This is a genomic window from Priestia sp. BR_2 (genome assembly GCF_041954005.1).
In the GTDB taxonomy this organism is placed as follows: Bacteria; Bacillota; Bacilli; order Paenibacillales; family Paenibacillaceae; genus Paenibacillus_AQ; species Paenibacillus_AQ lautus_A.
Genome location: NZ_JAVFHM010000294.1, coordinates 229,820 through 243,139 on the forward strand (window position 1 = coordinate 229,820; position 13,320 = coordinate 243,139).

The 13,320-nt window shown below is 51.4% G+C and carries 14 protein-coding genes; 9 read left to right on the top strand and 5 right to left on the bottom strand.

Annotated features, from left to right (window positions below):
* Positions 1-38: 38 nt before the first annotated feature.
* Positions 39-869 carry a phosphoenolpyruvate hydrolase family protein gene (locus RB298_RS24805; protein WP_096776523.1) on the top strand — a complete coding sequence of 277 codons (831 nt, stop codon included), beginning with the start codon at positions 39-41 and terminating at the stop codon, positions 867-869.
* A gap of 182 nt (positions 870-1,051) precedes the next feature.
* Here the strand turns inward: RB298_RS24805 and RB298_RS24810 are convergent, their stop codons facing one another.
* Together RB298_RS24810 and RB298_RS24815 are read right to left on the bottom strand one after the other, a co-directional pair.
* Positions 1,052-1,228, bottom strand: coding sequence for a hypothetical protein (locus RB298_RS24810; protein ID WP_009593964.1), 177 nt, complete (start codon positions 1,226-1,228; stop codon positions 1,052-1,054).
* A gap of 183 nt (positions 1,229-1,411) precedes the next feature.
* A complete protein-coding gene (locus RB298_RS24815) occupies positions 1,412-1,729 on the bottom strand; it encodes a hypothetical protein (RefSeq protein ID WP_009593992.1) in 318 nt (105 codons plus the stop codon).
* A 171-nt stretch (positions 1,730-1,900) separates the two neighbouring features.
* Between RB298_RS24815 and RB298_RS24820 the strand changes: the two genes are divergently transcribed.
* From RB298_RS24820 to RB298_RS24830, 3 genes are all read left to right on the top strand, one after another.
* Positions 1,901-2,878: a LacI family DNA-binding transcriptional regulator gene (locus RB298_RS24820; RefSeq protein ID WP_096776708.1), complete on the top strand. Its 978-nt coding sequence runs from the start codon at positions 1,901-1,903 to the stop codon at positions 2,876-2,878.
* 155 nt (positions 2,879-3,033) lie between these two features.
* Positions 3,034-3,960 (top strand): UbiA family prenyltransferase, encoded by a 927-nt coding sequence (locus RB298_RS24825; protein WP_486049038.1) that lies wholly within the window; start codon positions 3,034-3,036, stop codon positions 3,958-3,960.
* 17 nt (positions 3,961-3,977) lie between these two features.
* Positions 3,978-4,709, top strand: a complete 732-nt coding sequence (locus tag RB298_RS24830) for a DUF6081 family protein (protein ID WP_096776521.1) — start codon at positions 3,978-3,980, stop codon at positions 4,707-4,709.
* 502 nt (positions 4,710-5,211) lie between these two features.
* Here the strand turns inward: RB298_RS24830 and RB298_RS24835 are convergent.
* The 3 genes from RB298_RS24835 to RB298_RS24845 are packed head-to-tail and all read right to left on the bottom strand — an operon-like array spanning position 5,212 to position 8,162.
* Positions 5,212-6,132, bottom strand: coding sequence for a glycine betaine ABC transporter substrate-binding protein (locus RB298_RS24835; RefSeq protein ID WP_009594437.1), 921 nt, complete (start codon positions 6,130-6,132; stop codon positions 5,212-5,214).
* Between the two features lies 1 nt (position 6,133).
* Positions 6,134-6,967: an ABC transporter permease gene (locus RB298_RS24840; protein ID WP_015737263.1), complete on the bottom strand. Its 834-nt coding sequence runs from the start codon at positions 6,965-6,967 to the stop codon at positions 6,134-6,136.
* A complete protein-coding gene (locus tag RB298_RS24845) occupies positions 6,960-8,162 on the bottom strand; it encodes a quaternary amine ABC transporter ATP-binding protein (protein WP_096776518.1) in 1,203 nt (400 codons plus the stop codon). The genes RB298_RS24840 and RB298_RS24845 overlap by 8 nt, the downstream gene beginning before the upstream one ends.
* A 370-nt stretch (positions 8,163-8,532) precedes the next feature.
* Between RB298_RS24845 and RB298_RS24850 the strand changes: the two genes are divergently transcribed.
* From RB298_RS24850 to RB298_RS24870, 5 genes are all read left to right on the top strand, one after another.
* Positions 8,533-9,102, top strand: a complete 570-nt coding sequence (locus tag RB298_RS24850) for a GbsR/MarR family transcriptional regulator (protein WP_015737261.1) — start codon at positions 8,533-8,535, stop codon at positions 9,100-9,102.
* A gap of 172 nt (positions 9,103-9,274) precedes the next feature.
* Complete coding sequence (locus tag RB298_RS24855; RefSeq protein WP_213579682.1) at positions 9,275-10,603, top strand: alpha/beta hydrolase; 1,329 nt, start codon at positions 9,275-9,277, stop codon at positions 10,601-10,603.
* Between the two features lie 32 nt (positions 10,604-10,635).
* Complete coding sequence (locus tag RB298_RS24860) at positions 10,636-11,196, top strand: GNAT family N-acetyltransferase (RefSeq protein WP_213579681.1); 561 nt, start codon at positions 10,636-10,638, stop codon at positions 11,194-11,196.
* A 169-nt stretch (positions 11,197-11,365) separates the two neighbouring features.
* Positions 11,366-11,866, top strand: coding sequence for a winged helix-turn-helix domain-containing protein (locus RB298_RS24865; RefSeq protein WP_009594455.1), 501 nt, complete (start codon positions 11,366-11,368; stop codon positions 11,864-11,866).
* 62 nt (positions 11,867-11,928) lie between these two features.
* On the top strand, positions 11,929-13,257 hold the full coding sequence (locus RB298_RS24870) for an MFS transporter (protein ID WP_096776515.1): 1,329 nt from the start codon (positions 11,929-11,931) through the stop codon (positions 13,255-13,257).
* Positions 13,258-13,320: the final 63 nt, after the last annotated feature.

Consider the following 13,320-nt stretch of genomic DNA (forward strand, 5'->3'; position numbering starts at 1 on the left):
CACAGGGCCAAGCATTCAAACTGAAGGAGGAACATATCATGGCCATGCAAACAAGAGCAGAAGTATTAGCGAAACTAAAATCAGAGGTTGCAGCGGGTAAGGTTTTATTGGGAGCTGGAGCAGGGACAGGGATTTCTGCCAAGAGCGCCGAAGCGGGCGGCGTAGACTTAATCATTATTTATAACTCGGGCCGTTACCGGATGGCCGGGCGGGGATCTCTCGCTGGACTGATGGCGTACGGGGATGCCAATCAGATCGTGGTGGACATGGGGAATGAGGTGCTGCCGGTCGTGAAGCATACGCCGGTGTTGGCGGGAGTTTGCGGCACGGACCCGTTCCGGATCATGGATATTTTTCTGAAGCAGCTGAAGGAGCAAGGGTTTGCGGGCGTGCAGAACTTTCCGACGGTGGGCTTGATTGACGGCGTATTCCGGGCGAATCTGGAAGAGACGGGCATGGGCTATGATCTTGAGGTCGAGATGATCCGGAAGGCGCATGAGCTGGATTTGGTAACCACGCCGTATGTGTTTGACGTCGATCAGGCGAAGAAGATGGCCGAAGCCGGAGCCGATGTCCTGGTTGCTCATATGGGTCTTACCACGAAAGGCACCATAGGCGCAAAAACGGCGCTGACGCTCGACGACTGCGTGGACAAGATTCAAGCGATCTGCGATGCCGGAAAGGCCGTCAACCCGGACATTATGATTCTGTGCCATGGCGGTCCGATTGCGGAGCCTGAGGACGCGGCGTATGTATTGTCCAGAACCCATGGGGTGGAAGGATTCTTCGGAGCATCCAGCATCGAGCGTTTTGCCACCGAGGTTGGCATCAAGCAGCAGACAGAGGCATTCAAGAATATTTCGAAATGAAGCCGTAAGCTGGAAAAAGCATGGTTATGATCCTAAGGAACGCAGAAGACTCCCGTCAGGGAGTCTTCTTGGTGTTCTATTGTCCGTTGGACTGAAGCGACAAGGCCTGCAAGCGAATCGAAAACGGCGTATGAAATGGACATCCTCTTTCGCGCCCGGCGGCGGCTTGCCTGTTGCCCGGATCAATCATCATCCTTGCGTTTGCTCTTGGATGCAGCCACGGCAAAGGCAATAACGACAAGCGGAATGAAGATAAACCATGGGATCGTAATCGTGGTCCCCAATAGCAGGGCAAGCAGCAGCAATACCACCATGCCAATGATCAAGTACAGGCAGCCTCTGCCGAACGTCTCCATCATCCATCATCTCCTTTTGAGAAGGATAACGTAATGGACAAGTCGCAGGTTTCGCAAAACATGGCAAAAAGGCAGAAGCCTTGCCCTTGCCATCACGCCCTTTCCGGTCACGCTGACAATGAATGAAGGTTTCCACCCAATCACAGTGTAAAGTATGAAAAGCATACCAGATCAAGATCAAATTTTTTATCGCTGTTCATCTTTTGCGTTCATTTTATAATCCTTCAAAGCGCTAAGATTGGCCCGGGAATTTCCAAGCGGCGGCTTTTTGTCGCCTGGTTCCGGAGGCAGACGGTGAAGCACTTCCCGAAGCAGGGCATGATTCTCCCACACGATTTCATGAATTTCGCCCACCGTATAGAATAAGGCGCCCAAGATTGCGCCGCCAATAAGCCAAGCGATGCCTGTCAGCCAATTGCCCTCCATGATGATATGAATGATGACTCCTCCGATAAAACCGCCGATGAACCATACAGCGCCAAGCGTCTTGAACAGTTTCGACATGCCGAGACCTCCATAGGGATGATATCATCAATCGTACCAAAAAAAGTAAGTCATGGATATGGCGCAATACGAACGCAGAAACCTCAACTGCTGGAGGCTTAATTTTGAATAGAGGAAGCAATCATGATAGTATCAGGGGATGAACCAGTGGATGAAGGGGGCATATCGATTGTGGCCAATATTAAAGAGATAGCCAAGCTTGCAGGCGTGTCGGTATCAACTGTATCCCGGGTGCTGAATAACCACCCTTATGTCAGAGAAGAGAAGCGGGCACGCGTGCTGGAAACGATGAAGCAGCTGAAATACGCCCGGAATATGAATGCGGTCCATCTGATTACAGGGAAAACGATGAATATTGCCATCATGCTTCCGTATATTAATCATGCCTACTTCTCCTTGCTGATGGAAGGAGCCGGCCAAGAAGCGCTTGCCGCTAGCTATCGCCTCATCCTGTGCCAAACCGGGTATGCGCCGGATAAGGAAGTGGAAGTGCTGGAGATGCTGCGCAACCGCGAGATTGACGGCATCATTATTCTATCGTCGGCCGTGACGCCGAAACAGATCGAAGCCTATTGCGCTTACGGACCGATTGTATGCTGTCAGGATGCAGGGGAACGCTTATTTTCTTCTATATATATAAACCATGCTGAGGCATTTCGCAGTGCCATGCGTTATTTGATAAGGCGGGGACATCGCCGCATCGGCTTCACCGTAGGAAGACTGGACAGTCCGAGTACGAGAGCGCGCCAAGCGGCCTATGAAGAAGTGCTTCAAGAAATCGGAGAGCCTTACCGCGAGGAATGGATCCTGGACGGTTGTATTGATCTCGAGGACGGTGCAGCGATTATGGATCGGCTGTCGGGCATGGAGGAACGTCCCAGCGCCATATTGGTGACGGGTGACCATGTGGCCGCCGGGTTAATCTATGAAGCGGAGAAAAGAGGGTTGTCCATCCCGCAAGAGCTGGCCGTCATCGGATTCGACAACCAGCCGATCGGCAAAATGCTGGGCCTTACTACGATCGATAACCGCCTGTTTGATATGGGTACGGAGGCGTTCAGGATACTCTATGCACATATTCAAGGGGAGCAGAAGGAGCCGATTCGGAAGGAGCTTGCTTTCGAGCTGATTGAACGTTCGTCGGTCTAATGGCTGCAAAACCAAGTTATAACAAACGGATTACAAAGTTCGACAATTGTGATATTCTTATCTATGCAAGTGCTTTGTTTCACAACGCTAAACGTCTGCAAGCGATTTGCAGGCGTTCTATTCTGTATCATAGAAGGGAAAGGAGCATATCAAACGTGGATGCCCTTACACAGTTTAAAAAAGCTTCCCGAATCAAAGTGATTCCCGTCATGCTGATTCCGGTCGCTTTGGGAGCGCTCGGGGCTTACGTATGGACGGGTACATTTCATATAGGCCTTTTTTTATTGACCTTGATCGGGAGCGGCGCTGCCCATTTGTTCTCCAATATGGTGAACGATTTATGGGACTATAAGAACGGAACGGACACAGAAGCGCAGGAGCATGTAGATGCAATCTCCACCAACTCCGGGTTTTTGACCAAAGGGGTCTGGTCGCTCCGTAAGTTCGAGATCGTCACCTGGACGCTGTTCGGGATCGCGGCGCTGAGCGGCATCATCCTCAGCTTGATCAGCGGCTTGTGGGCTTTCGTCTTTGGCGGACTCGGCGGGTTGATCGCTTACTTTTACGTCGCACCGCCGATTCGATTCGGTTATCGCGGCAAGGGCTACAGTGAAATTGCGATTTTGCTGTCCTTTGGTATTTTGCCGGTGATGGGCGCATACTACGTTCAAACCTCACATATGGATGTTCGGGCCTTGCTGCTGTCACTGCCCATCGGGCTGCTGACAACGTTGATTTTGTTCAACCATCACTTTTTGCATTGGCAGGCAGACCGTCAGGCCGGGAAGAAGACCCTGGTCGTGGTATGGGGCGAAAAGAGAGCGCTGAACTTCTCACGAGTTCTGCTGCTGCTGGCCTGCCTCTCCTTGATAGCCTGCGTATTGGCCGGAGCGCTCCCGCCTTACGCACTGATTGCGCTGCTTACGATCATTCCGTTGTATCTTGTCTATGGAAGGCTGAAGGACAGCAACCGTTCGGAGGCATATTTACCGCTGATGGGTGCGTCAACGATGACCACCATGCGCTGCGGCGGCGTGCTGATCCTGTCATTGATCATTCAGGGAATCATTCAGACTTTGTAAGGAAGAAGGGGAAATAGATGGAACAACAACGCGTTTTTGGTGATTTTCACTCCATCCTGTCCGAGAGCGGGACTTGGAAGATCGGCGGGTTCCCGCTGCCGGACGGTTCATTCTGGGAATATCGCGAGCCGAATGCGGTCGTTATCGTCCGCAATGGAATTCTGTACGTACGCGCACCGCTGAGCCGCCAGAATAACCAGATCCAAATTCTCGATAACGCCAAGCATATGTATTATTCCAACGAAGAAGTGGACGTGCCGGAATCCGGCGAGGTGACCTTCGAGCTGCAAATTCGGGCCCGCACCCAAGGAACGGTTCCCGGCGACTTGTATGACGGCTACGTATCTTTGAATCTGCTTGATTTCAGCACCGGCGCGGCACTGGACTTTTTTGCTTCGAACGACAAATACGCCAGCGTGTATGCGGTCCTGCCGTTCCCGGGCGTGCAGGTGCCGGAATCGGACAAGACCCGTTACTTCTGCATTTTCAAAGAGGAAGATACGCACTTTACGCCGCGGGAATTCAACACGTACAAAATCACGTATAACCGTGCTGAGGACGAGGCTATCTTCTACGTGAACGGCGAAGAGATCCGCCGGGAGAAAAACATCCCGGTCAAGTTCAACAAATTCACCATCGCGCTTGGCATCATGACCGAAAAAGACCTGACGCCGGAGGGCAGCGTATCCGTGCACGGACAAACCGTCATTGCGGAATACTCTCCCGTGACAGTCACGATAAAAGAGTAGACTTATATAGTAGAAAAAAGATCATGCCCATCTGTTGGGCATGATCTTTTTTAATTCGTGAGAGAAGGACGGCCTGCTGCAGCATTGTTCGAGGCCGAATCGGGGAGGCTGTAAGCCCCCGAAAGGCCGAAGAAGCCGAGCCGGCAAGCCTGTGAGTCCCAAGGGGATTCACAGCATGTCCGGCTATAAATCAGGCAAAGCTGACCGTGTCGAACTGGTCAGCACTGCCCCTTCCCCGCCCAACCCCCAAAAAGCCATCCCTGAGAAAAGGGATGGCTCTCTTTGTGGGAAAGATTGGAGGCCGGGCCCAAGAAAAGAGGATGTATCCGTGGAGGAGACCTGGCGTTCGCCTTTGAAACCGGGAAAATACCGCAAAAATATCATCCTGTTTCCTGGTTTCAACAGCGACCGGAACGGATGCATCCTCCCCAGACCAGGCCGACTAATCTTGATCACCTGAAATAAGAAAGCCATCCCACAACCCATGGGATGGCGTTTACCCTTATTTCAGATCTTCAATCGAATTGGCTTCCACGTAAGACGGAACCACCAGTCCGGTTTTTACGCCTTCCATGTTGGCGCCAAGGTCTTCCACTTGGTCCTTGAATTTATCCCAGTAGTCCGCATGCGTCAGCGGCAGCCAAGCAGCCACGGTGGCGTCCACGTCGCCGTTGGCAACGCCGGTCCACATAGGGCCTGCTTCTACTTGAAGGGCCTCAACTTTGTAACCCAGCTTTTCTTCCATGATCACTTTCAGCAGGTTGGTGCTGGCAATTTCGGAATCCCAAGCCACATAACTGAATTTGAAGCTTTTGCCGTCAACCGGTTGAACGCCTTCGAGCCAAGCATCGACTTTCTCAGCGTTGCTGTCCGCCCATTCTTTAGCAGCAGCCTCAGGGTCTTGGCCTTCTTGGATCGCGGTCATAATCTGACCCATATCGTCGGACGTCCACTTGAAATTGCTCAGGAACTTATAGGCTTCCGGATGATCTTCCTGAAGTCCAAGGCGGGCAACGGTGTGGATCTCTTCCGCTTCACCGTAGACTTTCTTCGGATCTTCCAGATACTTCAGATCGTATTTGGCGAACATCCAGTGCGGAGTCCAACCGGTAATAATGATCGGATCTTCGTTCTTGATGGCTTTATCGAGAGTTGCCGTCATGGCCGCGCCGGAACCTTCGATCAGTTTCCAGTCGGTCAATCCATATTCCTCAATCGCAGCAGCCGTTGCTTTCATAATACCCGCGCCAGGATCAATACCGATGATTTCATGTTTGACTTGATCGCCGAGGGAAGCGGTGGAACCGCCATCAGCCCCGTTGTCCGTCGTTCCATTCGCGCCGCCGTTTCCGCCCTGACCGCAAGCGGACAGGACCAGAATAGCGGCCAAGCTCAGCAGCAACCAAAACTTCTGTTTCTTCAAATTAAGCACCCCTTTTTTTCGATTTAAATATATTTTGTGTAAAGCGGTCGAGGACAATCGCCAAAATGACGACAGCCAAGCCGGCTTCAAACCCTTTACCGATTTGCAGCTGCGTTACTGCACGATATACCTCGGCACCGATACCTTGGGCGCCGATCATCGAAGCGATAACCACCATCGACAACGACAGCATGATGGTCTGGTTAATGCCGGCCATCAAGGTTGGCATGGCCAGCGGCAGCTGAACCTTGAACAATTTCTGCCCGGAAGTCGAACCGAATGCATCCGCAGCTTCAGTCAATTCGCCGGATACTTGCATAATGCCGAGGCGGGTCAGGCGTATCGTCGGCGGAATCGCGAAGATAACCGAAGCGATAACTCCCGGAACCACGCCCAGACTGAAGAATGTGACGGCAGGCAGCAAGTATACAAATGCCGGCATGGTCTGCATAAAGTCCAGAACCGGTATGATCACGCGGGATGCGGACTTGCTATAGGCCGCCCATATCCCTAGCGGAACACCTAGAATGACGGAGATCAATGCTGCCGTGATGACCAGACTGAGCGTACTCATCGTCTGTGACCAGTAGCCCAAGTTGTCGATCAGCAGGAAACCGATGGCCGTGAACAAGGTTAACGGCAGACGGCCCAGCAGGTAGGCAATGACGGCCAGGATGACGATGAACAAATACGGATGAGGCAGCATGAACAAATCCGTAAACAACTGCACAACGTTCTCGATAATGAAAGAGATGGCGTCAAAGAATCCGGAGAACACGTCTCCCATCCAATCGACCAAGGAATCAACCCAGCTGGCAAGAGGGATCTTAGGCATCTTGCGTCACCTCCTCGCTCTTGGTTTCTCCGGCCAAGGCACCAAGGACGGCACCGCGGACGATAACGCCCATCAGTCGGCCGGTATCATCCACAACGGCCAATGGCACTTTGGACATGCTCGTAATTTCAAACAATTCATTTAGCAGCGTGTCGGGTCCGACGCTCGGTCCGTCCGTGATGAGAATATCCGCAAGCTTGCGGTTATTCTTCATGGCATCCGATGCATCTTCCGCCGTAATGACGCCGAGCAGCTTCTTCGAACGGTCGATCACGAACAGGTTCGAGATGCCGCGTTCACGCATAAGCTCCAGCGCAACCCGAGGCCCGCGATCCATCGTGATGGTTTCCGGACGGCGCATAACCCGTGAAGCGGTAAGCACCTTGGACAGATCCACGTCTTCCACGAACCGTTCGACGTAGTCGTTGGCAGGCTGGGTCAAGATTTCCTCCGGCGTGCCGATCTGCACGATCGAGCCATCCTTCATCAAGGCAATGCGGTCGCCGATCCGAAGAGCTTCGTCCAGGTCGTGGGTAATGAACACGATGGTTTTTTTCATTTTGTCCTGAAGCTCGATCAATTCGTCCTGCATGTCTCTGCGAATGAGCGGATCCAGTGCGCTGAAGGCTTCGTCCATCAGCAGAATCTCCGGATCGTTGGCAAGCGCACGGGCCAGCCCGACGCGCTGCTGCATGCCGCCGCTGAGCTGATCGGGCATTTTTTCCTCCCAGCCCTTCAAGCCTACAAGCTCAAGCGACTTCATGGCCGCTTCGCGGCGTTTGCTCTTGTCTACCTTCTGAATCTCCAAACCGTATTCCACATTGTCCACAACCGTGCGATGGGGGAACAAGGCGAACTTCTGGAACACCATGCTGATTTTTTTGCGGCGTACGTCCCGCAGCTGTTCCTTGTTCATCTTTCGCAGGTCCTTGCCGTGTATCAGGATTTCGCCCGATGTCGGTTCAATCAACCGATTTAGCAAACGGACGAGCGTAGACTTCCCGCTGCCCGATAGCCCCATAATCACGAAGATCTCGCCTTCCTGAATATCGAAGCTGACACGGTTAACGCCAACCGTTATATTTTTCTCTTTTGCAATTCGCGCTTTACTCCAGCCTTGCTCAAGCAATTGAAGCCCTTGTTCCGGGTTCGCGCCGAACAATTTGCTGACTTTGTTAACTTGCAGAATAGCCAAAAGTACTCCTCCTTTTATTGTATAGAGACGCGTCCATTTGTCCGAGTCTTTGCCGATGTCGTCTCGTAAACCCATGTCACCCATTGTAACAACCGATACGTAAAGTATCAAACGTTATATCCGTACATAAAGTACGTACAGTAAAAACTGTACAAAGTTATCCTTTGAAATGCTCTCATATGCTCCGATATCCTCCAAAGCGATCTTCTTTACTTTTAAAATAGCTTTCCCTACAATAGATCAGAGAATGTGTGTGGATTCGGCTTGTTTAGATTTCATGGAGATCGTTCACACTACACTTCGAGTCCACCTAGTTTTGTTGTGTTGACATGACTTCTTGGATGGCTACAGTATAGAGGAGGCTGCAAGCATGGGCTTGTACCATTTAGATGATGAACGGCAGGCAGCCGTGCAGAAGATTCGTAAGCGTGTCATTGAAAATATTGGACGGAATATGGACTTGTACGGCATTCCACACTCAACGGGACATTTATACGGATTACTTTATTTTGCAGATAAACCGATGAACCTGGATGAAATGGGACAGGAAATGAAGATGAGCAAAACGAGCATGAGTACAGGCGTGCGGACGCTGCTCGATTATAAAATGGTCAACAAGGTGTGGGAGAAGGGTTCCCGCAAGGATTTGTATGAAGTGGAATACGATTGGTACCAGACCTTCTTTGATTTTTTCGATATTAAATGGCGTAAATCGGTGGAGAGCAACATTCTGGTCCTGCGCAAAGCGCTTGACGAAACGGAGAAGCTCCGCAAAGCGCATGAGGATGACGAAGAGCTGGTAGCGGTGCTGCAAGAGGATCAGGCGAAGATGCGTGAGGCTGTTGCTTACTATAAATGGCTGGAACGATTGATTGATACTTTCGTGGATGGCGAAATCTTCAACTATGTGCCGAAAGAGCCGCCTGAGGGCAAATCCTGATCTTGAATATGGGGAAATTCCCCAGTATAATGTGAAGTAAGGCAATGCTTACCTAAGAGGTACAACCTGATTTTATCGGGTTGTGCCTTTTTTTGTTATATGGCGCTGCCTTAAGCGGATAAACCGCATGTTAACCGCACATGTGGTGCAAAAATAATCAGGAGGGGTTAGAATGGTCAGTATGTCCTCAAGAATGGTAGAGATCGCAGATTTTCCATCGGTTAGCTTAAGCAATACCCGGAGTTTGTATGTATATCTTCCACCCAGTTATCACGAGAATACGGAGAAGCATTATGCCGTACTCTATATGCATGACGGGCAGCACGTATTTTCAGCGGATGAGCGAGGCGGCTCATGGGATATGCACGTCACCGCGGATCGGCTGGTTTCCGAGGGGCGGATGGAGGAAATTATCATCGTCGGCATCGCCACGGTTCCCCATCAAAGGCTGAACGAGTATTTCCATGACAACCCACGGATGCATCAGGTGTTCGATCCGCCGTTTGCCGGCGAACGGTACGAAACCTTTATCATTGAAGAAGTGATGCCTTATATCAACCAGAATTTTCGAACGTTGAGGGGCCCGGAGCATACGGCTATGATGGGTTCGTCCGCGGGCGGGATCGTCACCTACAACATCGGTTTCCGGAGGCCGGATGTGTTCGGCAGCATTGCGGTCATGTCGCCTTATTTCGTCAGAGCCCAATTCGATGAACGGGGCGAACTGAAGGAACATCCCTTTTATGAAAGATACGGTACGCACCCGAATCTTCGGGTTTGGCTGGATATGGGCGGTGCGGAAGGTGTTTTCATGGAAAAATACGCCCGGGAGGAAGCGGAACGCTTGGTTCAGGACGGTTTTGTGCCGGGGGATGATCTCATGCTGTTCCTGGATCCGGGAGCGGCTCACAGCCAAAGCGACTGGGCAGGCAGAGCGCACGCACCGCTGCTGTATTTTTTCGGAAACATTGGTGAACCGGTCTCGATCAAGCTGGATGGCGACGGCGTCGCAGGGGTAAACGGGCCCGTCAAGCAACTGAATCCGGTCATTACATACGACAGCGGATTTGTTCAAACGTTGATGAATGGAACATATCATGTTGAGTCTCCGGAATTGCTCACGATACTGCCGGACGGAACGCTGAAGCCTCGAACTCCCGGCAGCACCCGGATTACGCTGCAAATGGGAAGCTTAAGCGCGGATAAAGAGATTACGATCGTTGAAGAACTTCCGGAATTCGTGAAAGTCGCGATTGAGGTGAAGGTACCTCCTGCAACGCCCGTTTCTCCCATGATCTATGCCGGATTTGAGATTCCGTACAGCGGAGAGGGCGTTTACAGGGGAAGCGCGATGGTACCGCACGGTTTGTCTTTTACGTTCAAGGTATCGAGAGGGTTCGGATTGCATGAGAAGATCGGGGATCCCAAAGTGAAACGGCGTTCGTTTACGGCAACGTCCGATTTGGAGCTGTTTTACGAGGTTGAGGACTGGGATGTTTAAAAGATGGATTGGCAATTGGAGGTTGAATCAGCATGACCATCAGATCAGCAAGGCCACAGGATGCGGGCGCGGCAGCCAGGCTGTTGTATGACGCACTGCACGATGTAGCTCATCGGTTAACGGGGGAAGACAGCGAAGAGAAAGCGCTTGAAGTGCTGGAGCAATATTTTCGGGCGGACGAGGGCAGGCTCAGTTACCGTCAGTCTGCCGTGAAGGAGATCGACGGCGAGGTGGCCGGCATCATCGTTGCTTACGGCGGCGATCAAGCGGCCGAATTGGACCGTCCCATCTTGGATCGGCTGCGGAAGCTGAAGAACGACCCTACCGTAACGCTGGATCAAGAAGCGGATGAAGATGAATACTATATCGATACGTTATCCGTTTCCCCGCAGTTTGGAGGCAAGGGGATCGGCTCGGCGCTCATACTTCATGCGGAGAACCGGGCGAAGGAGCTTAAGTACCATAAAATTGCCCTCGCCGTGGTGACGGACAATCATCGTGCCCATTCCTTGTACGACCGAAAAGGATATAAAACGGATAAGGACATCATGATTAACGGGCATGTTTATCATCATATGGTCAAGCCCGTGTAGAAAAAAATAAACAATTTATAAACCGCCTATTTACAAATGGTAATAGGTGGTTTATTATTGTGACATACCGATCTAGAAAATTAGATTGATAAACTAAATTAGATCAAACGAAAATAATCGTATGAATAACAAGTTTAGAATGAATAATTCAATTAGAATGGAGAGCTGCATGATGGATCAAGATCAAAATCAAAGCATTGAAATATCGGTGGAACAAGCGAAGCTGCTAGGCAGCGCCCAGCGGGTGAAAATTCTAGGAACCATGCTGGATACGGCCAAAACCTCCAAGCAAGTCGCGGATGAATTGGGAGATTCGCCGGGAAGCATCCACTATCATATCCAGAAGTTATATGACGGCGGGCTGATAGATTTGGTGGAGACCCGGACGGTCGGCGGCATCGTTGAGAAATATTATAAATCCAAAGCGAAGTGGTTTAACACCAAGGGAACGCAAACGATGGACCCGGTTCTTGCCGAAGATTACGACGCGGCGACCCGAACCCGAATTAGCTTGAGGCTGCAGCTGAACGCCGACCAATATGAAGAGATGACAAAGGAGTTCAAGGAACTGCTGGAAAAATGGGTGAATAAGACCATCGCGACCAAAGGGGAAGACAGCAAGGAGTATGCCGTTGGGATCAATGTGGTTTCGACGGAAACGTCCAAATAGGAAGGGGCCTCACAGCCTCTTCTCCTAAACGATAAAATTGAAAAATAAGGGAGTGTTTCTCTGTGGAGATTTTAAAGAATCGCAATTTTCTGCTATTGTTCATTGGCCGAATCCTTACGAATATCGGTGACAGCCTGTATGCTGTAGCGGCCATGTGGCTGGTATACGATCTGGGAGGTTCGACGCTGTATACAGGGCTTGCCGGCCTTCTCTCGATTCTCCCCCGGATCATTCAATTGTTATCCGGCCCGATGATCGACCGCGTTCCCATACGGGGGCTTCTGGTGTACACCCAGTTCATTCAAGCGCTTCTTCTGTTGATCGTTCCGCTTGCATTTTATTTCGACTTTCTGACGGTCGGCCTTGTACTGGCGATTACACCGATTCTATCGACGTTGAATATGTGGGTATATCCGGCCCAAATGTCGGCCCTTCCTAAAATTCTCGAAAAGAAGCAGCTGACGCAAGGCAACTCGCTGTTCTCCCTGGCCTACCAAGGCATCGATGTCGCTTGCAATGCCATATCCGGCGTATTGATTGTCGTGCTGGGCGCAGTATCCCTTTACTTATGGAATTCCATTGGATTTTTCGTCGGAGCTTTGTTGTTTGCGCAATTGAAAATCAAGAAGTCCATCAATACTTCCGATAACAACGACAATAAAACAATGGCGAAAGCGTCCGTTACTTCAAAAACGATGCAAAAGGCTCTCAGCGATTATTGGACCGACATGAAAGAAGGTCTCCGCTACATCCTGGCAACCCCGCTTGCACGGGTACAGATGGGGATTATCGTCATCAATGCCGCAGGCGGCGCTACCTTCACGGTTATGCCTGCGTTCGCCGACAGCCTCGGCGGAGCCGGCGTGTACGGGATCTTGCTCATGGCCCAGGCTTGCGGAAGTTTGCTGGGAGCGATCCTGGCTCCGTATTTGAAGCTGGAGCGCCTGCCGCTTGGATATCTTTTTGCCGGAGCGTTTTGTTTATCGGGTGCTGCCTGGTGTCTCAGCGTGTTCACCCCTTGGACCTGGCTTGTCGTTCTGGTGTACGGCCTGGCATGGTTTCCGGGAGGTATTACGAACGTGATCATCAATTCGGTCATTCAGAAGGCGATACCCGAGAAAAGATTGGGCACGGTATTCGCGGCAGCAAGCGGACTCAGCGGAATTGCCATGCCGCTTGGCAGCCTGATTGGAGGTGCCCTTGGCGTGGTTGCGGCAAGCTCCTCCGTTATCGCGGGATGCGGAATCGCCGTGTTCTGCGTAGGGATCTTCTGGGTCTTCGACTCGACCACCCGCAGCCTTCCGTCACCTGACCAAGTGGATGAGGAATGGTTCGCGCCTTACACGAATGCAACGCCTGAGAAGTCCGTCTCGCTGCATGCTGCCCATTAAGATGGCTGACTTGGATGAGGTTGATGCTTGTTGAAGAATAAGTCTCGGATAGGGAAACCCATG